General features: G+C 60.4%; 20 protein-coding genes. 8 read left to right on the top strand and 12 right to left on the bottom strand.

What is annotated here, in order from left to right; all coding sequences use genetic code 11:
- Nucleotides 1-213: 213 nt before the first annotated feature.
- On the top strand, nt 214-2739 hold the full coding sequence (locus J7412_RS07730) for a hypothetical protein (RefSeq protein ID WP_209078116.1): 2526 nt from the start codon (nt 214-216) through the stop codon (nt 2737-2739).
- Between the two features lie 112 nt (nt 2740-2851).
- Here the strand turns inward: J7412_RS07730 and hppD are convergent, their stop codons facing one another.
- Nucleotides 2852-3949, bottom strand: coding sequence for a 4-hydroxyphenylpyruvate dioxygenase (gene hppD / locus J7412_RS07725; protein WP_209078115.1), 1098 nt, complete (start codon nt 3947-3949; stop codon nt 2852-2854).
- 157 nt (nt 3950-4106) lie between these two features.
- Between hppD and J7412_RS07720 the strand changes: the two genes are divergently transcribed.
- Entirely contained in the window at nt 4107-4562 is a 456-nt protein-coding gene (locus tag J7412_RS07720) for an Lrp/AsnC family transcriptional regulator (RefSeq protein ID WP_209078114.1), read from the top strand.
- Nucleotides 4563-4590: 28 nt separating this feature from the next.
- The gene (locus J7412_RS07715; RefSeq protein ID WP_209078113.1) at nt 4591-6474 is read left to right on the top strand and encodes a cation:proton antiporter; all 1884 of its coding nucleotides are present in this window, start codon (nt 4591-4593) and stop codon (nt 6472-6474) included.
- Between the two features lie 15 nt (nt 6475-6489).
- Here the strand turns inward: J7412_RS07715 and cobT are convergent, their stop codons facing one another.
- Nucleotides 6490-7500 (bottom strand): nicotinate-nucleotide--dimethylbenzimidazole phosphoribosyltransferase, encoded by a 1011-nt coding sequence (gene cobT / locus J7412_RS07710; RefSeq protein WP_209078112.1) that lies wholly within the window; start codon nt 7498-7500, stop codon nt 6490-6492.
- Between the two features lie 82 nt (nt 7501-7582).
- Here cobT and cobS point away from each other — a divergent pair, with 82 nt between their 5' ends.
- Nucleotides 7583-8356: an adenosylcobinamide-GDP ribazoletransferase gene (gene cobS / locus J7412_RS07705; RefSeq protein ID WP_209078111.1), complete on the top strand. Its 774-nt coding sequence runs from the start codon at nt 7583-7585 to the stop codon at nt 8354-8356.
- A 43-nt stretch (nt 8357-8399) separates the two neighbouring features.
- Here the strand turns inward: cobS and J7412_RS07700 are convergent, their stop codons facing one another.
- From J7412_RS07700 to J7412_RS07675, 6 genes are all read right to left on the bottom strand, one after another.
- Nucleotides 8400-9170: a potassium channel family protein gene (locus J7412_RS07700; protein ID WP_209060661.1), complete on the bottom strand. Its 771-nt coding sequence runs from the start codon at nt 9168-9170 to the stop codon at nt 8400-8402.
- Nucleotides 9171-9288: 118 nt separating this feature from the next.
- Complete coding sequence (locus J7412_RS07695) at nt 9289-9798, bottom strand: CarD family transcriptional regulator (RefSeq protein ID WP_209060663.1); 510 nt, start codon at nt 9796-9798, stop codon at nt 9289-9291.
- A 298-nt stretch (nt 9799-10096) separates the two neighbouring features.
- The gene (gene fdxA, locus J7412_RS07690; RefSeq protein ID WP_209060666.1) at nt 10097-10435 is read right to left on the bottom strand and encodes a ferredoxin FdxA; all 339 of its coding nucleotides are present in this window, start codon (nt 10433-10435) and stop codon (nt 10097-10099) included.
- Between the two features lie 53 nt (nt 10436-10488).
- Nucleotides 10489-10866, bottom strand: a complete 378-nt coding sequence (locus J7412_RS07685) for an RNA-binding S4 domain-containing protein (protein ID WP_209078110.1) — start codon at nt 10864-10866, stop codon at nt 10489-10491.
- Nucleotides 10867-10869: 3 nt separating this feature from the next.
- On the bottom strand, nt 10870-13746 hold the full coding sequence (locus J7412_RS07680; RefSeq protein ID WP_209078109.1) for a helicase-related protein: 2877 nt from the start codon (nt 13744-13746) through the stop codon (nt 10870-10872).
- Nucleotides 13747-13785: 39 nt separating this feature from the next.
- A complete protein-coding gene (locus J7412_RS07675) occupies nt 13786-14346 on the bottom strand; it encodes a tetratricopeptide repeat protein (protein ID WP_247738642.1) in 561 nt (186 codons plus the stop codon).
- 124 nt (nt 14347-14470) lie between these two features.
- Between J7412_RS07675 and J7412_RS07670 the strand changes: the two genes are divergently transcribed.
- The 3 genes from J7412_RS07670 (at nt 14471) to J7412_RS07660 (ending at nt 17718) form a co-directional block, all read left to right on the top strand.
- Nucleotides 14471-14761, top strand: a complete 291-nt coding sequence (locus J7412_RS07670; RefSeq protein WP_209060674.1) for an SCP2 sterol-binding domain-containing protein — start codon at nt 14471-14473, stop codon at nt 14759-14761.
- Entirely contained in the window at nt 14761-15711 is a 951-nt protein-coding gene (locus J7412_RS07665; RefSeq protein ID WP_209078108.1) for an alpha/beta hydrolase, read from the top strand. The genes J7412_RS07670 and J7412_RS07665 overlap by 1 nt, the downstream gene beginning before the upstream one ends.
- A gap of 189 nt (nt 15712-15900) precedes the next feature.
- Nucleotides 15901-17718, top strand: a complete 1818-nt coding sequence (locus tag J7412_RS07660; protein ID WP_209078107.1) for a M3 family oligoendopeptidase — start codon at nt 15901-15903, stop codon at nt 17716-17718.
- A gap of 205 nt (nt 17719-17923) precedes the next feature.
- Here the strand turns inward: J7412_RS07660 and J7412_RS07655 are convergent, their stop codons facing one another.
- From J7412_RS07655 to J7412_RS07640, 4 genes are all read right to left on the bottom strand, one after another.
- Complete coding sequence (locus tag J7412_RS07655; protein WP_209060677.1) at nt 17924-18244, bottom strand: hypothetical protein; 321 nt, start codon at nt 18242-18244, stop codon at nt 17924-17926.
- A 24-nt stretch (nt 18245-18268) separates the two neighbouring features.
- A complete protein-coding gene (locus J7412_RS07650; RefSeq protein WP_209060678.1) occupies nt 18269-18730 on the bottom strand; it encodes a hypothetical protein in 462 nt (153 codons plus the stop codon).
- A 103-nt stretch (nt 18731-18833) separates the two neighbouring features.
- Nucleotides 18834-19319 (bottom strand): NAD(P)H-dependent oxidoreductase, encoded by a 486-nt coding sequence (locus tag J7412_RS07645; RefSeq protein ID WP_209078340.1) that lies wholly within the window; start codon nt 19317-19319, stop codon nt 18834-18836.
- A 7-nt stretch (nt 19320-19326) separates the two neighbouring features.
- Nucleotides 19327-19596, bottom strand: coding sequence for a DksA/TraR family C4-type zinc finger protein (locus J7412_RS07640; RefSeq protein WP_209060680.1), 270 nt, complete (start codon nt 19594-19596; stop codon nt 19327-19329).
- A gap of 139 nt (nt 19597-19735) precedes the next feature.
- Here J7412_RS07640 and J7412_RS07635 point away from each other — a divergent pair, with 139 nt between their 5' ends.
- Nucleotides 19736-20923: a membrane dipeptidase gene (locus tag J7412_RS07635; protein ID WP_209078106.1), complete on the top strand. Its 1188-nt coding sequence runs from the start codon at nt 19736-19738 to the stop codon at nt 20921-20923.
- Nucleotides 20924-20994 lie beyond the last annotated feature (71 nt).

Genomic DNA, 20994 nt, shown 5'->3' with positions numbered 1-20994 from the left:
CCGCGCGCCCGATCTGACAACAGCTTTTCAAAACGCCCCGCGCAAACCCGCCGGGGCGTTTTTTCTATGGCGATGGAACTTTGGCTCAAAAGGCAGGCATCAAGGGGCGGATCACACCAAGTGTTTGCTTCCCCTTCGGCGATAACTTGCTATAAATTCGGCAATTCCGCAGGAACACGGGCATCCTGCACATCACCATGTTAGGGCTGTTCCATGACTCCGGATCTTGCGCTCACCCTGTCTTATCAAGGCATTAGCCTCCTCACCCGCGTTCAAGGCGGCTGGCATCTTCTGGGGGAGGTGTCGCTGGAGTCTGACGATCTCACGGCAAAACTGGCCGAGCTGCGCGAGATGGCGACCGCTTTGGGCGGCGTGGGATTTCAGACAATGCTGGTACTGCCCAATGACCAGATCAAATATCTGGACCTGCCTGCCGGTGAGATGAGCGAGAGCCGCCGCCGGATGCAGACCGAGGAGGTGCTGGAAGGTGCCACGCCTTATCGTGCCGATCAGCTGATGTTTGATGTGTCGCTGCATGGGGAGACGCCGCAAGTGGCGGCTGTGGCGCGCGAGACCCTGGCCGAGGCGGAGGCCTTTGCCACGGAGCATGAATTCAATCCGGTGTGTTTCACGGCGATCCCGCCTGCGGAGAGCTTTGCCGGAGCACCGGATTTTGGCCTGACCGACGCGGCACAGCGCGCGGGCTTGCAGGTAGCGGCTGATCGCAGCGCGATTGAGGTGGTCGGGTCTGGCCCCCTGCCTATCGCCGAGGCGCCAGTGCCTGAGAGCGCTGCCCCTGAGAGCCTCCCGGAAGATATCGAGGTAGAAGCTGAACCAGAGCTGCCTGAAGTCGCACCCGCGGTGCCCGTTGCTGAAGCGTCAGCCGAGGTGGATGTAGAGGCACCTGCGGAGGTTGAGGTCTCTGCGCCTGACGATGTGGCCTCAGATCAGAAAACTGACGACAGCGCTTCGCCTTCAGAGACCACGCCTGAGGTTCCTGCAGGTTTTGCCTCTGTTCGCGCGCATCGGGATGCGCCGGACGCCGCGCCCAAACGCGCCTTGGGTGGTGCCACCCGCGATGTGACCGGCACCAATGCTCCCAGCATCCCCGTGCCACGTGACAGCGATGCAACCGCCATCCGGTTTGATCCGGCCAAAGCGGTCGCCGGGCTGACTGCAGAACGCGGTGAGGAGGATGCCCCTGATCTGATGCGCGATGCAGACAGCGGTGGCGACACCAGCACCTTCGCAAGCGCGCGCTACAAGACCAAAGTGGCCGGCCCAGCGCCAAAGACGCCGCGCAATGATCCCAAGCCGCGCCGCAACAAGAAACAGGCCACCAAACCGGCAACTGCAGACCAACAGAACCTCACGATGTTTGGCGCGCGAAAAGGCGAAGTGGGCGGCAAGCCACGCCATCTTGGGCTGATCCTGACCACGCTGCTGCTTGTCTTTATGGGGCTTGTGGCGCTCTGGGCCTCGCTGTTTCTGGAAAACGGCATTGCCGGGCTGATCGGTCGCGAACAGGCCGTTGAGGTTGCGACAGCGCCGTCTTCGGAAAGCGGTGAGACTGAAGAGACGCCGGTTTTGGCCGAAGACGCGACTGACGCTGATGCGCTGCCTGCGGCGGAAGAAGTGATTGCGATCACGGTGCCGGACGGGCTGACACCTGATGGGACAAATGGCACGCAAACCGCATTGCTGGAGCCCCTGCCCCCTGAAGACCTTGCGCCCGAAGAGCTGGCAGAGAGCGTTGAGGACGGCGGCGAAGCGGCCACCATCGTCGCGCAGGCCCCGGCGCTGACACCTGAAGAAGCTGAAGCGCGTTATGCGGTGACCGGCATTTGGCAACTGGCACCGGAGCCTCTGGCCGAACTGACCGAAGACAGCAGCGACACAATCTATGTGGCCTCCATTGACCGCCTGACATTTGGCTTGGACGCGGTGGCCCTGCCGGGTGTGGACGCCCTGACCACAGATGAGGTGCTGCCGACACAGGTCAATCCGCTGGCGGCCAGCGTGGCCTTTGATGTGGACGCGCGCGGTCTGGTGCTGGCCACTCGTGAAGGCGCGCTGAATGCGGAAGGTGTGATGGTCTATGCCGGACGGCCTCCGGTGGTGCCTGCGGCCTATCCCAAACGGATCATTGTGGCAGATGCCCTACGCCTGCAAAGCGATGCGCGGCTGGCGAGCGTCAGGCCGAAACTGCGGCCAAGTGATCTGCTGGAGCAGAACGAGCGCGCCACCTTCGGCGGCCTGTCGCGCGCAGAACTCGCCAGCATTCGCCCCCAGTTGCGCCCGGAAAGCGCGCAAGACGCGGGTGTCGCGGACCGTGCCCCGACGCAATACGCGGTGACGGCCTCCCTGCGACCACGCCAGAAACCTGCCAACATTGCCCAACTGGCCGCCCGCGCCGCGCAGAATGAGGCGGAAACAGCGACGCCGGTTGCTGCCGCACCGCCAGCCGCCACTGTGGTGCCGACCATTCCGTCGACCGCTTCCGTCGCCCGTCAGGCCACCATCAACAACGCAATCAACCTGAGAAAAACCAGCCTGATCGGGGTCTATGGCACCTCGTCAAACCGCCGCGCCTTGGTGCGTTTGCCAAGCGGGCGCTACAAGAAGGTGCAGGTGGGGGACCGGATCGACGGCGGCAAAGTGGCAGCGATTGGCGAAGATGAGCTGCGCTATGTCAAAAGTGGCCGCAACCTCGTGTTGAAGATGCCGAAAGACGGCTGAGCCCTTCTGACAGCGCGGCGCGGAAGCGCAAAAGGAAAAAGCGCCGCCCGCATCTCTGCGGAACGGCGCTCCCCTCCCTCCCGGACTTCGCCGGATCTCGTGGCGGCGGCTGTTATTCAGCTGCCTGAATTTCCCCGTTGTTGATCTGCTCCTGTTCGATGGATTCAAACAGCGCTTTGAAGTTGCCCTCGCCAAAGCCATCGTCGCCCTTGCGCTGGATGAACTCAAAGAAGATCGGGCCGATCACGGTTTTGGAGAAGATCTGCAGCAGGATCTTGGTCTCGCCACCGTTCACCACACCTTCGCCATCAATCAGGATGCCGTGTTTCTTCATGCGGTCGAGCGGCTCTTCGTGGTCCGCCACGCGGGTTTTTGACAGCTCATAGTAAGCATCGTTCGGCCCCGGCATGAACTTAATGCCTTTTTCGGCAATCGCATCGGTGGAGGCGTAGATGTCGTCACTGCCCACCGCGATGTGCTGAATGCCTTCGCCGTTATATTTCTTCAGATAGCTTACGATCTGGCCGGTTTCGCCGCGGTCCTCATTGATCGGGATGCGGATCTTTCCGCAAGGCGATGTGAGCGCGCGGGAGAACAGGCCGGTGAATTTGCCTTCGATGTCAAAGAAGCGGATTTCGCGGAAGTTGAAGAGATCGCCGTAGAATTTGAACCACTTGTCCATGTTGCCTTTGAAGACGTTGTGTGTCAGGTGATCGAGGTAGAAGAAACCATCGCCCTCAGGCTTGGAGGTCACCAGCCAGTCGAATTCTTCGTTGAACGGCGAGGTGTCATAATACTGGTCGGTGAAATAGATCAGCGAGCCGCCGATGCCCTTGATCGCAGGCCAGTTCAGGGTCTTGTCGTCCGCGTCATAAGGCTCTGCGCCTTTGGAAACCGCATGTTCATAGGCCTGCTGCGCATCGACAACACGCCAGCCCATAGACGGCGCACAAGGGCCGTGCTCCTCGACAAAGCGCGCAGCAAAGCTGCCGGGCTCCATGTTGAGGATGTAGGTCACATCCCCCTGTTGCCACAGCTCAATCGCTTTGGTCTTGTGGTTGGCCACATGGGTGTAGCCCATTTTGGCAAAGAGCGTGCGCAGCTCCTGCGGCTCCGGATGGGCGAATTCGACAAATTCAAATCCGTCGGTGCCTGCCGGGTTGTAATCGGAAATCTCTGCGCGCGGTGCATCGTGGGGGAATGGGCCCATGGTGCGTCTCCTCCTTTGGTAAGCCAAATGGCATTTGCCTGTTCACATTCAAAAATAAGGCGCAATTGCCGCGCAAACACCGCAAAGTGACGTGCAAAATTTACATTCAGCGCGTAAAATCCTCTTAGACACCAAAATCCATGCAAGAATTCCGCATATGCTTGATGACACAGACATGCGCCTGCTCACCGCGTTGCAGCGCAACGCCCATCTCACCGCGCAGGAGCTGGGCGATATCCTGAACCTGTCGCCAAGCCAGGCCGGGCGGCGACGCCAGCGGCTGGAGGCGGAAGGCTATATTGAGGGCTATATCGCACGGCTGAGTGCCGGCCATCTTGGGCTGTCGGTGCAGGCCTTTGTGCAGGTGCAGCTCGGCACCCATGGGCCGGAGCAATCGCAGAGTTTTGCCACGCTGATCAGCACCCGCCCCGAAATTGTCAGCGCTTGGACATTGACCGGCGATGCGGATTATCTTTTGCGCGCCTATTGCGAAGACCTGACAGCGCTTAACCGTTTGATACATGAAGTGTTGCTACCGCATCCCGCAGTGAGCCGTGTGCAAAGCCAGATCGTGATGGATCAGCTCAAACGCGACGCCCCGTTGCCAACGTAAACCAAGCAGAAAGGCCCGGACGACCAGAATGGAAGAAGCCCTCTATACAGCCACTATTTTTCTGATGACCACGGTGATTGCCGTGCCGATTTCCGCACGTCTGGGGCTGGGATCGGTGCTCGGCTATCTCGCCGCGGGCATTCTCATTGGCCCGATCTTCGGGCTGGTGGGCACCCATGAGGCGGATGAGCTGTTGCACTATGCAGAGTTCGGCGTGGTCATGATGCTGTTTATCATCGGGCTTGAGCTGGACCCGCGCGCACTTTGGGCGATGCGCGACAAGCTTGTGGGCTTGGGCGGCTTGCAGGTGGGGCTTACCGGGCTGGCCGTGTTTGCCCTTGCCGTGGCGCTGGACCGGCCCATTAATGTGGCGATTGCCTGCGGCATGATCTTTGCCCTCTCCTCCACGGCGATTGTGCTGCAAACGCTTACGGAAAAGGGCCTGATGCAGACAGGCGGCGGGCGGTCGACCTTTGCGGTGCTTTTGACGCAGGACATTGCGGTGATCCCGATGCTCATCATCCTACCGCTGCTGGCAGGTGCCGCGGTGCCGCAGGTGATGGCAGATGGCTCCATTTCGGTGGGCGCGCATGGCCATGAAGACGCCGCGCATGGGCTGTCTCTTGTGGACGGCCTGCCCGGCTGGGGCATCGCGCTGGTGACGCTGGGTGTGGTGGCGGCCATTGTCATTGGCGGGCGCTACCTGACGCGGCCTGTGTTCCGCTTTATCCATGCCGCGCATCTGCCAGAGATGTACACAGCGCTCGCCCTGCTGATTGTGGTCGGAATTGCCTTCCTCATGCATCTGGTCGGGCTGTCCCCCGCGCTTGGCACCTTTCTCGCTGGTGTGCTGCTTGCAAACTCCGAGTTCCGGCACGAGCTTGAGAGCGATATTGCCCCCTTCAAGGGCCTGCTGCTCGGGCTGTTTTTCATCACGGTCGGGGCGCAGATTGATCTGGATGTGTTCATTGCCGCGCCCGGTGACATCCTCGGGCTGACGCTTGCGGTGATGGCGCTGAAAGCCATGGTGCTCTATGGCATCGGCCGCGCCTTTGGCCTGCGTCACCGTGCGCTTTGGCTGTTTACGCTCGGGCTCGCGCAGGCAGGGGAATTTGGCTTTGTGCTGATCACCACCGCCATGGGGCAAAACGTGCTGCCGCCAGCGCTGGCAGAACGCCTGTTGCTGATTGTGGCGCTGAGCATGCTGATCACGCCGCTGCTGTTCATCCTTTATGATCAGATCTCCAAACGGTTTGGCGACAAGGAAGAAGAGCGGCAGGAGCCTGACACAATTGACCGCACCGGGCCGGTGATCATCGCAGGCATTGGCCGGTTTGGTCAGATCGTGAACCGCCTTGTCCGCGCCTCGGGCTTTGAGACGGTTGTGCTGGATCACAACATTCAGACCATCGAAACCATGCGCCATTTTGGGGTCAAAGGGTTCTTTGGTGACCCGACCCGCCCTGAGATGCTGCATGCAGCCGGGTTGAAGGAGGCAAGTGTGCTGGTGGTGGCGCTGGATGATCCGGCAGCAGCCATCAAGCTCACGCATTACGCGCGGCGCGAACGCCCTGATCTGCACATCATCGCGCGCGCCAACAACCGCGGCACGGTCTATCAGCTCTATAATGCCGGGGCGAATGACATTGTGCGGGAGATGTTTGACAGCTCGCTGCGCGCAGGCCGCTATGTGCTGGAAAACATTGGCCTCAGCGAATATGAGGCCGCCCGCGCGGAACAGGCGTTTTACAAACACGACCGCTATGCGGTGCAGGAGCTTGCGCAGGTCTGGCGCGAAGGTGTGCCAAGCGCGCAGAACGCCGAATATATCAAGCGTGCCAAAGAGTTGGAAAGCGAACTTGAGGCGGTTCTCCTCGCGCAGCTTCAGGAGAAGCCAAGCGAGGAAGCCTGATCAGGGGGCGCGGGATCAGCCGTCTGCCACACCCGCTTCTGCAAAGGTGGCCATGCCAGAGTGGCAGGCCACTGCCGCTTTCAAAATATTGATGGCCACAGCCGCGCCGGAGCCTTCGCCCAGACGCATGTTGAGGCTTAGGATCGGCTCTTTGCCGAGCTGCGCAAGCACCGCGCCATGGGCCGCTTCGGCGCTGACGTGGCCTGAGATCACGTGATCCAATGCGCCGTCTTGGGCGTCCGCCAGCGTGGCCGCAGCCGCAGAGGCAATAAAGCCATCCAGGATCACCGGAATGCGCAGGCTGCGTGCACGCGCAATCGCGCCGACCATGCCTGCCAATTCGCGCCCGCCCAGACAGCGCAGCGCCTCAAGACCTTTGGGCGTGCCATTGGCGGCCACGCCTTCGCGCACCACACGGGCTTTGTTGGCCAGACCTGCGTCATCCACACCGGTGCCACGGCCCACCCAATCTTCCGCAGCGCCACCAAAGAGCGCATGGGAAATCGCCGCGCCGCTGGTGGTGTTACCAATGCCCATTTCACCCACAACCAGCAGATCGGTGCCCTCTTTGACCGCAGACCAACCTGCCTGCAGCGCGGCGACCACTTCAGCTTCGCTCATGGCCGGGCCTTGGGTGAAGTCTGCCGTAGGCGTGTCCAGATCCAGCGCGATCACATCCAGATCGGCACCGGCGGCGCGGCTCAATTGGTTGATGGCAGCGCCGCCATGCTGAAAGTTCAGCACCATCTGTTCGGTGACTTCCGCGGGGAACGCAGATACACCTTGCGCTGTCACACCGTGGTTGCCCGCAAAGATGATCACCTGCGGTGCCTCGATGGAGGGGCGTGGATTGCCGCGCCAGCCCGCATACCAGATCGCCATATCCTCAAGGCGTCCGAGCGCGCCGGGAGGCTTGGTCAGCTGACCGTTGCGGGCCTCAGCTTCGCCCATGGCTTGCTGATCCACGCCGGGGGCCTGCGCCAAAAGCGATTGAAACGCGGCGAGAGTGGAAAATTCTGCGGACATCGGCGGGGCTCCTGTTGAATTCTTATCGTCAGCACTGTTTAGCTCATTGCCAGCCCCCGGCAATACAGGAAAAGACGCAGACATGCCTGCTACCGACACGTCACCCTTTCGCCCCCGCGATATCAACACCGCGATTGCACTTCTGACGCGATTGCCGGTGCGCGCCGATTTCAGCCGGGGTGCCCGCGCCGCATGGGCCTACGGGCTGGCTGGCGCTGTGCTTGCGCTTCTGGCTGCCCTGCCCACCGCCGCCGCGCTGCTGATTGGCCTGCCCCCTGTGCTGGCGGCGATCATCTGGCTCACCGCAATGATCGTGATGAGCGGCGCGATGCATGAAGACGGTTTGGCGGACACGGCAGATGGATTCTGGGGCGGTTGGGATCCGGCACGTCGGCTGGAGATCATGAAGGACAGCCGCATCGGCGCCTACGGCGTGATTGCGCTCTGCCTGTCGATTGCCGCGCGCTGGGGCGCGGTGACGCTGTTGCTGGAGGCGGATGTCTGGCTCTTCGGGCTGTTGGCGATTGCCATGCTCTCGCGCAGCACCATGGTGCTGGTGATGACCGCCCTGCCCCATGCGCGCTCAAACGGGCTGAGCCATTCTCAGGGCCGCGCGCCGCGCGGTGGTGCGATCACCGGATTTGCGCTGGCCGCAGTGGTGGCCTTTGGCTGCGCCGGTATTCCCGGCGTGGTGATGGGAGGCGTGGCCTTTGTGATGGCGGCGCTCTGTTCCGCCACCGCCAAGGTCAAGATCGGCGGGCAGACCGGCGATGTTCTGGGCGCGACACAGCAGGTCACCGAGATTGCGCTGCTGTTCACGCTGGTGGCTGCCGCGCAGTTTGATTGGCCGGTCTGACCGACCCAGCCAGAGAGAGATGGCAGGCCTTATGCGGGGCTGCCTATGCCCCGCGCGTCTTGATGTGCACGATGCTGCCGCAGTGTTTGCAGTGGATGGCATCCGGGTCATGACGCATCAGACCACAGGTCTGGCAGGTGAAATTGACCTTCTCGGGCTGAAAAATCGCCTGCGCGAGCCGCACGAACAGGGTCACCCCCACCACCATCACAAAGACGGAGAACAGCTTGCCCAGCGGCGTGCCCAGCGTGATGTCGCCGTAGCCCGTGGTTGAGAGCGTGGCCACGGTGAAATAGAGCGCGTCGACATAGGGCGTGTCGGTCACGGTTTCATCAATGAAGAACGCCCGTGTGGTCGCCGCCGCCAGCATCACAAAGACAAAGAGGTTGATGCCCGCCGCCATGGCGTCTTCGTGTTTGCGAAACCAGCCGCTGCCCCGGCGCAGGTCATAGAGCAGGTGGTAAGACTGGATCAGGCGCAGGCCGCGCAGCACCCAGAGGAAGGCGAGATTTCCGGCCACAAAGAGATCGAGAAACAGGCTGGCGATCACCACGATGTCGGCCAGCGTGTAGATGCGTGTGAGCAGAAACCAGCGGTCTTCTGACACCCAGAGCCGTGCCAGAAGCTCCAGCAGAATCGCAGCCCCCGCCACCCGACTGAGCACCGTCAGCGCAAAGCCATACTCAAAGTTCACGGTCAGGAAAAAGAACAGCACCGTAAGCGCGTCAAAGATGACCAGCCCGTAGCGAAACCGCACCGCCCCCGGCGTGTGCGCGGTATAAAGCCCGGTCAGAAACTTTTTCAGATCGCGCATCTCTGTCTCCTGGACTGGTGGAACCTAAGGTCAGGTATCATAGGCAAGACCCTGTATAAAAATAAAAAAGACCGCACCAGAGTGCAGTCTTTTTCTGAAAAGATATGGGGCGCCGGCCTTATGCGGCGCGCGACACCAATACGTCGTCGACCTGCTTGGCTGCGGCGACTTCGTCACCACCGGCCACAGCGGCCACTTCGCGGGTCAGACGCTCCAGCGCGGCTTCGTAAAGCTGACGCTCGGAATAGCTCTGCTCGCGTTGATCATCGGTGCGGTGCAGGTCTCGCACCACTTCGGCAATTGCGATCAGATCTCCGGAGTTGATCTTCTGTTCGTATTCCTGCGCGCGGCGTGACCACATGGCGCGTTTGACCTTGGCTTTACCCTTCAGGGTCTTCATCGCCTGATCAATCACGTCAGGGGAGCTCAGACCGCGCATGCCAAAATGGGTGGCTTTGTTGGTCGGAACCCGCAGGGTCATCTTGTCTTTCTCAAACGAGATCACGAAAAGCTCCAGCTGCATGCCTGCAACTTCCTGCTCTTCGATGGAAATGATCTGCCCAACACCATGTGCGGGATAAACAACATAGTCGTTCGGGCTGAACTCGTTCTTCTTGGCTTTGCTCATGCAGTGCTTCCTTTGTGGGCCCCCAGTCCTGCCAGACAAAAAATTTCGCTCGGGAAAGGCGCTTTCCCGAAACGGAATGTCCTCTGGTAGAAAAAGCCACCCTCAGCAAATGCGGGGATGGCTCTCAGGCAGTTATGTCCTCTGTGAAGGATATATAACACAAAAAACGGTCCCTTTAAAGCGCAGCCCGCTTAAAAAGGTGTTTTGCGTAGCGTCTTCAGAGCGTTACGCTCTTTTTAGGCCGGAGCGGCGATCCCGATATGCACAGGGCAGAGCGAATCGCCTCGATACCGATAGCTTAACCGCCTTCGCCCGGTGCTTCGGAGAAATATTTCTCCAATTTGCCGGTCTCGCCGTCTTTTTCTTCGTGACCGGGCAGCGGATCTTTCTTGGTGATAATCACTGGCCAGATTTCAGAATACTTGCGGTTGAACTCAACCCATTTTTCCATATCCGGCTCCGTGTCCGGACGGATGGCGTCCGCCGGGCATTCCGGTTCGCACACACCACAGTCGATGCATTCGTCCGGGTGGATCACCAGCGTGTTCTCACCTTCGTAAAAACAATCTACCGGGCATACCTCTACGCAGTCCGTATATTTGCATGCGATGCAATTGTCGGTCACAACATAGGTCATTTTGGGTTAGCTCACTTATCGTCAGATCACGTGCCTGACTAAATCAGCACGACTTAATCTTCAAGGCGGGAAGATATCATAAGATCGAGATTGCGGCGATCCTTCTTGGTGGGACGCCCTTTTCCGTCTGAACCCGGTGCCTTTGGAACAGGTTTCTCTTCCGGGGTCAGATCTTCGTATAATGTTTGCGCCTCAAGTGCCGGGCCACGCCGCTCCCCAAGCGCTGCCACCTTCACCACACGCACACGCCGCGCCTGTGGGAAGGTCAACACGTCACCAATGCTCACCGCATGGCTCGCTTTGGCAACTTTTTGGCCGTTCACCCGCAGATGCCCGCCGGTGACAAGTTTGGCCGACAGGCTGCGTGTCTTAAAGAACCGTGCCTGCCAGAGCCATTTGTCGACCCGCAGTTTTGAGGACGGCCCGCTCAAGCGTCAGTCCTTGGACTTCAGCCCCATAAGCGCTGCGGCAAAGGGGTTGTCCGGATCAATCGCCTTCTCCTTTTTGGGAGGACGGGATTGGAACTGTTTGGGGCCATTGTCGCGACGCGGGCCTTTGCCTTTTGGCTTGCCACCTTTGCCGCGCGGTTTGTCACCGCCCTGCGTGTCATTGCGGCGCTTGTTACCGCCTTGAGCGTTGCCACCGCGACGCTGACCACCACGGTTGCCACCCTGACGACCGGCCCAGGTGAAGGTGTAAAACACCTCCACCTCAGGCGCTTGTGCTTCCGCATCAGCGGCAGTCTCAGCGTCTTGCGCAGGCGCCTCTGCAGCCGCAGCTTCCGCTTCCGGCGCGTCCGCAACAGCCACCTCAGCGGTGGCCTCAACGGCTGCCTCTTCGGCAGGCGCTTCCACAGGTGCCTCAGCAGCGGCTTCCTCTGCAGGTGCTTCGCTGGTGTCGGCTTCGGCTGCAGGCGCAGCTTCTGGCGCGGCTTTCACCTTTTCACGCTCACCTTTTTCCGCAGCATAGCCCAGACCCTGCATCAGGTCGGCAAACTGCTCAAGCGTCATGCCGGTGATTGACAGCATGTCAGCCTTGGCTTCAAAGCCGCCACGGCTGTCTTCCGCGCGCAGCATATCCGCCAGACGCTCCAGCATGTCGATACGGATCGCGCGTTCACCAGCGGCACGGTAGCCCGCCATGGCGTGATAGCCACGCGGCAGGCTGGTGCCCGATGGCACGGTCACAAGACCCGGAGGCGGTGCTTCGGGGAATTCCTGCAGGCCTTGCGACAAGGACCACAGCACCAAACGCAGACGGGTTGGCGCGGGCTTCAACAGAAGCGGCATGAAGATGGTGAACTGACCAAAGCGGATGCCGTGCTTGCGCAGCGCGCCACGGGCGTCCTGATCCAGCTCTTTGACTTCGGTGGCCACGTCACCGCGCGGGATGATGCCCAGCGCTTCGACCATGCGGAACGCAAAGCCACGGGCCAGACCGGTCAGCTCTTCGTCACGGCTGAGGTTCAGCAGCGGCTCAAACAGCGCGGCGATCTTGCGATCGATGAAGTGCTGCAGGCGGCGCTCAACCTTCTGAGCAACCTCGGTACCGGCCTCGTCATCCACAAACACGGAAATACCGGGCTTGAGCGGATCGTCACCGGCCACCAACTTACCGACAGCTTGCTCGCCCCACATGAGGCCACCCTGCTCGGTGAAGTCTATTTCCGTATCCGGCGCGTTATAGAAGCGGTCCGCGCGCAGATGGAACTGCGGCGCGAGGGCTTGCAAGCTCGCCTGTTTCAGCGTCTTGGCTTCCTGCCCGCTGGCTTCTTTGTCCGCGATGAAACGGAACCCTTCAAGACGACCGACGAATTCTCCTTCGACGGTCACCTCACCCTTGTCATTCACTTCGGCCAAAAGGGCCTCCTTCTGCTTGAGCCGGCGCAAAAGCACTGACGTGCGCCGATCCACAAATCTCTGCGTCAAACGCTCGTGTAAAGCATCCGACAGGCGATCTTCTACCGCGCGCGTTTCGCCACGCCAATGATTTTCATCACTCACCCAGTTATTGCGCTGTGCGACATAAGTCCACGTCCGTATAAACGCCAATCGTTTTGACAGTGCGTCAATGTCGCCATCGGTGCGATCAAGCCGTTTGACCTGTCGCGCCATCCAGTCATCCGGCACCCGTCCGCTCTCATGCAGGAAACCGAAGATTCGCTCGATCATCTGAGCGTGTTCGGCGTGGCTGATGCCGCGGAAATCCGGAATGCGGCAGACGTCCCACAACAGGCGTACGGATTTGCCGTCGCTGGCGCGGGCCTGAATTTCGGCCTCGGCCGCCACGGTTTTGAGCGCGCGGAGATCATCGGCCTCCCGCGCTTTCATCAAAAGCGGATCATCTGGCGCTTCTTCGAGCGAGCGGATCAGCGCGTCCACCTTGCCAAACTCCAGCCGCGCGTTGCGCCAGTTGAGTTTCTGCACCGGGGTGAAGCGGTGATCCATGATCGCCTCAGCCACGCCTTCGTCCAGAGGTGGCGCTTCGCCGGTCACCCCAAAGGTGCCGTGGCTCATGCCCCGCCCTGCCCGTCCGGCAATCTGCGCCAGCTCGTTTGGCGCCAAAGGCCGCATCCGGCGGCCGTCAAATTTGGTGGTGGAGGCAAAGGCCACATGGTCGATATCAAGATTGAGCCCCATGCCGATGGCATCGGTCGCCACCAGATAGTCCACATCGCCGTTCTGATAGAGCGCCACCTGCGCGTTGCGCGTGCGCGGGCTGAGCGCGCCCATCACCACAGCCGCCCCGCCTTTCTGACGGCGGATCAGCTCGGCAATGGCATAGACGCTATCCACGGAAAACCCAACAATCGCAGAGCGCGGCTGCATCCGGCTGATCTTGCGGCTGCCGGAATAGCTGAGTGTGGACATACGCTCACGGCGCATGAACTGCGCCTCAGGCACCAGCTCCGCAATGGTGCTGCGCATGGTGTCACTGCCCAGAAACAGGGTTTCCTGCGTGCCGCGCATCCTGAGCAGCCGGTCGGTAAACACATGCCCGCGTTCCGGATCGGCGCAGAGCTGGATTTCGTCTATCGCCACAAAATCTGCGCCAAGCCCTTCCGGCATCGCCTCAACCGTGGCCACCCAATATTGGGCGCGCGGCGGCACGATGCGCTCTTCGCCGGTGACCAGAGCCACCACAGAGGGGCCGCGCGCGGCCACGATCCGGTCATAGACCTCCCGTGCCAGCAGGCGCAGGGGCAAGCCGATCACGCCTGTGCGATAGCCCAACATGCGCTCGATCGCATAATGCGTCTTGCCCGTGTTGGTGGGACCCAACACTGCGGTGATCCGCCGATCTGCGGCCATATCTTTGCCTAGCTCTTGGTCGTGGTCGTCTGATCTTGCTTAGAGCGATTTGCCGCGCACCTGCGGCTCGAGTCGCTCTAAGGCCTCTGTTAGGCCTGCCTGATGGGGATGTATAGCCTTGACCTGCAGATAGGCTTCATAGGCGTCTTCCGGCTTGCCCATCTGATCCAGCATCACCGCCAGCCCCATGATCGCGTCAAAATGCTGCGGGTTCAGGGCCAGAACATGCTCCAGATCGCTGATGGCAGGCCCGTAAAGATCCAGCGCATAGAAGGTGCGCGCGCGCTCGGCCCAGCCCTGGGCGAATTCCGGCGCATGATCTGTCAGGGCTGTCGCATGGGCCAGAGCCGCCTGCAGATCCTCCACCTCGATGGCTTTGCGGGTGCGGCGCAGCAGATAGTCGGCACTGGCAGAACCCGAGGCGTCCCAGATGTGGCGGATCTGTCCCGCCAGACGGTCTGCCTCGCCGGGATCGGCATCCGCCAGGGCAGCCAGCAGAGCGCCCACATCCTGCGTGTCCGCCGCCTGTTCGGCAGCGCTTTCAGCCGCGTCCTGCGCCTGTGCCGGTCCGGCGGCAATCACGGGTTGCAAAATCCCCATTGCGATAGGAATTGCCGCGACGATAAGTTTGAGACGACTCGGTAAGTTGACCATAACGTAAATTATTGTAGCCCTTGCACATGTGATTCCCAAGATGTGCACAACAAAGTGAAGGATCAAGCAGATGAGCGATATCGTAACTGCCGCAGTGACCGCCCTGACCGAAAAACTCGGTGGTGAGAGCTTTGACGGCTCCGCCAAATTTGCCATCGAAGGCGAAGGCGCCATCATCATCGACGCAGACGGCGTGCGCGCAGGCGACGAAGACGCTGATGTGACCATGACCGCGGATGTGGAAACATTCCAGGCCATCCTGGAAGGTGAGTTGAACCCAACCGCCGCTTTCATGTCCGGCAAGCTGGCGATTGACGGCGACATGGGTGCCGCCATGAAGTTGGGCGGCGTTCTGTCCTGATGAGTTTGCAGCGCGCCCCATTTTATCATGACGTAGCCGACGGCCCTGAGGCAGATGCCTATTGGGCCAAGGCAGAAGACGGGGTGCGCCTGCGCTTTGCCCATTGGCAGCGCGAAGCGGCCGCTGGCCCGACCAAAGGCACGGTGCTGCTGTTTCCGGGCCGCACCGAATATGTGGAAAAATATGGCCGCGCGGCCGCCGATTTTGGCGCGCGCGGTTATGAAATGATCGCCATTGACTGGCGCGGTCAGGGTCTGGCCGATCGCCTGATCAAAAATCCGATCGCCGGATACGTTGGCCACTTTGATGATTTTCAGCGCGATGTCGCCGCCGTGATGGCAGCTGTCGAGGCGCTGGAACTTCCCAAACCCTACCATCTGGTCGGCCACTCCATGGGTGGCTGCATCGGGTTGCGCGCGATCTATGACGGCTTGCCGGTGAAGTCCGCGGTCTTCTCCGGGCCGATGTGGGGCATCCACCTCTCCCCCACAATGCGCCCAACCGCCTGGGTCACCAGCGCGCTCTCCAAAGTCTTTGGCTTTGACCAGATGATTTCACCGGGCACCAGCGACACAACCTATGTGTTGGACCAAGATTTTGACGGAAACGCCCTGACCAAAGACGCGGGCATGTACGCCTACATGCAGCGCCAGATGACGGATCATCCTGATCTCTCCCTGGCCGGCCCCAGCCTGCGCTGGGTCTATGAGGCGCTGATGGAATGCCGCAAGCTTGAGAAAAAAGCCTCTCCTGACACGCCCTGCCTCACCTTCCTTGGGGCGGATGAGCAGATCGTGGACACCAGCGCCATTCATGACCGCATGCGCCGCTGGCCCAACGGCACGCTGGATATCGTGCCTGCCGGAGAACACGAGGTGTTGATGGAAGTGCCGGAAAGCCGCAATCGCATTTTTGACGACTGCGCCGCCTTCTTTGCCGAACACAGCTAAACGCCAGCCAGCCTTTTCTCATTCGCAAAATATCCCGGGGTGAATGGCGCAGCTCGCTGTGACAGAGGAGCTGGCCCCTCTCTCTGCGCAGACGTCGTAAACGCGCGTCCATCGCTGCTGCCCCTTGAACCTCCCCCGCCGCTCTGCCTATCTGAGCGACAACAGTTATTCACAACACAGGGTGCTTTCATGCTGAACCTTCCGTTTCCCGTTCGCGATGCCAATGCGTCTTCTGGCACGCAAGAATTCGGCGATCTGCCCGAATGGGATCTGAGCGATCTTTACGCGGGGGACGACGCGCCGGAGCTGATCGCGGATCTGGAGTGGCTTGAGGGCGAATGTGCCGCCTTTGCCGCCGATTATGAGGGCAAGCTTGCCGGGCTTTCTGCGGCGGACCTGCTCACCTGTGTGCAGCGCAACGAGAAGATCTCTCAGATTTCCGGCCGCATCATGTCTTACGCCGGTCTGCGCTACTACCAGCTGACCACCGATGCAGAACGCGCGCAGTTCATGGCGAATATGCAGGAGAAGCTGACCAATTTCTCCACGCCGCTGGTGTTCTTCACGCTGGAACTCAACCGCATCGAAGATGACACACTGGCCGCAGCCTTTGCAGAAAACGAAGAGCTGGCGCGCTATGAGCCGGTCTTCCGCCGCATTCGCGCAATGAAGCCGCACCAGCTGTCTGACGAGCTGGAGAAGTTCCTGCACGATCTCGGCGTGGTCGGCGACGCCTGGGAGCGCCTGTTTGACGAAACAATTGCGGGGCTGACCTTTGACGTGCTTGGCGAAGAGTACAACATCGAAGGCACGCTGAACTTCCTGACCGATCCGGATCGTGAAAAGCGGGAAGCCGCTGCCCATGAGCTGGCGCGGGTTTTCAACGACAACATCAAGATCTTCTCCCGCGTGCACAACACTGCCGCCAAGGAAAAAGAAGTGCTCGACCGTTGGCGCAATATGCCAAGCGCGCAGACCGGCCGTCACCTCTCCAATGATGTGGAACCTGAGGTGGTAGAAGCGCTGCGCGATGCGGTTGTGGCCGCCTACCCCAAGCTCAGCCACCGCTACTATGAGCTGAAGCGCAAATGGCTGGGGCTGGACCGCATGCAGGTCTGGGACCGCAACGCGCCGCTGCCGATGGAAGATCCCTCCACTGTGGATTGGGCCACCGCGCAGAAAACCGTGATGGATGCCTATAACGCCTTTGATCCGCGCATGGGCGAGATTGCAGAGCCGTTCTTCACCAAAGGCTGGATTGATGCGGGCGTGAAGCCGGGCAAAGCGCCGGGTGCATTTGCGCATCCCACCGTGACCAGTGTCCACCCATACGTGATGCTGAACTACCTCGGCAAACCGCGCGACGTGATGACACTCGCGCATGAGCTGGGCCATGGCGTGCATCAGGTGCTGGCGGCGGAACAGGGCGAGATGCTCTCCTCCACCCCGCTGACACTCGCGGAAACCGCCTCTGTCTTTGGCGAAATGCTGACCTTCCGCGCGATGCTGGACAAGGCCGAAACCCAAGAGCAGCGCAAGATCCTGCTGGCGGGCAAGGTTGAGGACATGATCAACACGGTTGTGCGCCAGATTGCCTTCTATGACTTTGAATGCAAACTGCACGCCGCGCGCCGTGAAAGCGAGCTGACACCGGAAGACATCAATGCGATCTGGATGTCGGTGCAGGCAGAAAGTCTCGGGGAAGCTTTTGACTTCATGGAAGGCTATGAGACCTTCTGGGCCTATATCCCGCACTTCGTGCATTCGCCCTTCTATGTCTACGCCTACGCCTTTGGTGACGGCCTCGTAAACGCCCTCTATGCGGTTTACGCCGAAGGGGACGAAGGCTTTGAGGACAAGTATTTCGACATGCTCAAGGCAGGTGGCTCCAAACACCACAAAGAGCTGCTGGCACCTTTCGGTCTGGATGCCTCTGATCCCAAGTTCTGGGACAAGGGCCTATCGATGATTTCGTCCATGATCGACGAGCTGGAAGCGATGGAGTGAGAAGCGGTCCGGTCCCCGACCGGCAAACCGTCCAGTGGACGGTTTGAGCTTCGAACGGGCTGAGCCCCAAATTGACCCGGGGCTTGCCCCGGCATTCGCTCCAGTGGAGCGAATGTGTTGCGAACGGGCGGAGCCCCAAAACCAACCGAAGCAGAGCCCTAAAGCGCGCTGAGAAACCGGAGCCCCTGCTCCGGTTTTTTTCGTTTCAGACCGCCGCCAAAATTGTGCTGACAATCAGGTCTTTCATGCTGTTCATCAGATGTTTGACCCGCGCCCGCGCGATGCCTTTGGCGGATATTGCCAAGAGCTCCGCGTTGTCGGCTTTCATCTTCATCAGGAACTTCAGCTCAAATTCCGAGAGCTTGCCTTCCGCAAAGAGCTTTGCATAGCGGCGGATGTCTTCCTCGGACTCTTTCACAAAGGCTTTCAAATCCCGCTCTGCCTCATTGGCAAAGGTCTTGGCCGCATTTTTGACCAGGTCCGCCAATCCGTCCTGGATCGCGTCTAATATCGCGTCTGTGTCCATGATCTCTCTCCTTGCCTGCGGGCGTTACTGTTCGATGTCAGCACAAGCGGTGGCTTGGCCTTTGTTCGCTTCCAAACAGATCAGGCGATCAAAGCTGAAGGTGATGTTCTTTTTGAACTCATTGATGAATGCACTGTCTGCACTCACGCCGCCGGGGAACTCTGTGCGCCAAGCGGTGAGAAAACCGCCCACCAGATTGCCATCGGGATCGCGCAATTTATCCCAGATATCAGCGGCTTCTTCGTTGTTCTCAATGCCGTTGGCAAACTCATAAGCCACGTCCATATCCAGCAACAACGCCTCAGCGGCTGCCCGATTGGCGCTGTAGCTGCCGTTGGCTTTGCTCACCAATTTGAGCGTTTTGGCCTTGGCCTCGGTGGCGTAGGTGTAGGCTTGCAGCGAATAATCAGCGTAGTTGGTGCAAGCGGCGAGAAGTAGGGCAAGCGCAAAGAGCGCGGCCTTTTTGGGGAAATACAACAGAAACATACCCAAAATCCCATAAACAAATAAGGGACATGGTACACTGCCGCGCGCGTTTCACCAAATCTGCATCAGCAAAGCGGTGCCGAGCCGCAATCAGTCGCGTGCCTCAGAACACCCCAAGCGCCAGTCCGGCAGAAAGCGCGGCGCCAAGGTCACCGCAGGGGGCCAGCTCCGTTTCAGAGAGGGATTTCTCAGCCAGGATCGCCTCCGGCGTCTGCGCATTGGTGCAGACAATCAGCGCGGGCTGCACCTCCTTGAGCCGCCAGCCCGTGGCGATGCGCGCCAGTTGCCGCGCGGCACCTGCGCCGTCTGATCCGGCACAAATCATCTGCGCATAAGGCCGCCCCTCGATCTTCCCCAGAACAGGGTAGTAGCACCGATCAAAGAACTCTTTCATTGCGCCCGAGAGCGTTGCGAGGTTTTCCGGCGCGCAGAAGAGATAGCCCGTTGCAGCCAACAGGTCTTCCGGCTGGGCGTCTTCTGCACGCAGCAAGCGCACCGCGCCTTCGGCTCTTGCGGCGGCAAAGGCAGCTTCGGCCATCAGACGACTGCCGCCGGTGCGGGAGTGATAGACAATCAGCAAGCTCATCAGAGGGGTCTCACTTCAACTGGCTGTCTTTGGAGCCGCGCCGGTTGATGCCGCCACGGGCCTGATAGGCGCTGTCGCGCTCCTGCTGACATTCAATGCAGAGCTTTACGCCGGGTCGCGCAAGGCGGCGTGCTTCGGGGATTTCCTCTTCGCATTCCGCGCAGAACCTGAGGCTCTCACCCACCGGCTGACGCTGCGCCTGAAGGCGGGCCAGCTCATCGTTGATGCTGGCCTCGATCTGTTCGCTCACCGCGCCATCTTTTGCCCAACCACCAGCCATGTGATCCTCCTTTGCCCTCCCCCCAATCTAAGCACACCACTGGCAAGGAGCAACGCCCCGCCCCGACGTAAAGCTTTGAGAATGCCCTCTTTCCGGCCTAGGCTCTGCACAAGGACTAGGGTGCATCGGGGGAGAACATATGCGCACATTCGGCAAATGGTTGGGCAGGCTGCTTTTGACTTTTGCTGTGGCGGTGGCTGCGTTTCTGATCGTGGCACCGGGGCATGTGGAAAGATCCCGCAACGCGATCACCAGCGAGGGCGGTTTTCCGGTCAGCGATGTTGCCCGCAGATTGCACGGTGACCTTGCCATTGGTGACTGGCATGCTGACACGCTGCTCTGGAAACGCGATGTTCTGGACCGCGCGGATCGCGGCCATGTGGACCTGCCCCGTCTGATTGAGGGCAATGTGGCGCTGCAGGTGTTCACCGCCGTGACCAAATCTCCGGCCGGGCAGAACTATGAGGAAAACTCCGCAGATGCGCGCGACAACATCACCCTGTTGGCAGTTGGGCAGCTCTGGCCTGCGCGCACTTGGGATTCGATCTTTGAGCGCGCGGTCTATCAGGCGGAGCGCCTGCAAAAGGCCGAGGCAGCATCTGGTGGGCAATTGCGCATCCTGCGCAGCAGCGCCGACATCGACGCGCTGCTTGCGGACCGCGACGCAGGGCAAACCGTTGTTGGCGGTATGCTGGGCATCGAAGGGGCGCACCCTCTGGAGGGCGACATCGCAAACCTGCAAAAACTGCAGGACGAAGGCTACCGAGTAATTGGCCTGCAGCACTTCTTTGACAACGCGCTGGGTGGCTCCCTGCACGGGATTGGCAACAAAGGGCTGACCGATTTTGGCCGCGAGGTGGTCAATGCCATCTCAGAGCGCAATCTGGTGCTTGATCTGGCCCACTCCAGCCCGAAAGTGGCGGAAGAGGTCATTGCGCTGACCGACATTCCGCTGATCGTCAGCCACACCGGTATTTACGGAAATTGCCCCGTGAAACGGAACTACGAAGACGCGCTGATGCAGGCGATCGTGGCCAATGGCGCAGCGGATGGCGGCGGCGTTGTGGGGATCGGCTACTGGGCAGATGTGACCTGCGATGACAGCCCTGCCGGAGTGGCCAAAACCGTGAAAGCGGCGGTGGACCTGCTTGGAGAAGACCACGTGTCGCTGGGTTCAGATTATGACGGCTCGGTCGCCACAGCCTTTGACACATCCCAGCTTGTCGCGCTGACCCACGCGCTGATTGAGGCAGGTCTGAGCGAGGCACAAATCCGCAAGGTTATGGGGGAGAATATGCTGCGCGTGCTCAAGGCGCGGTTGGGCTGACAGACGTTTTAGCGCAACAAAAAGGGCGGCCTTTCGGGGCCGCCCTTTGGTATTCTATCGCGCTATCGCGT

Origin of the sequence: Shimia sp. R9_3 (assembly GCF_017743755.1) — a bacterium.
GTDB lineage: Bacteria > Pseudomonadota > Alphaproteobacteria > Rhodobacterales > Rhodobacteraceae > Shimia.
The sequence above is the reverse complement of the archived record's forward strand: the minus strand, read 5'-3'. Positions and strand labels throughout refer to the sequence as shown.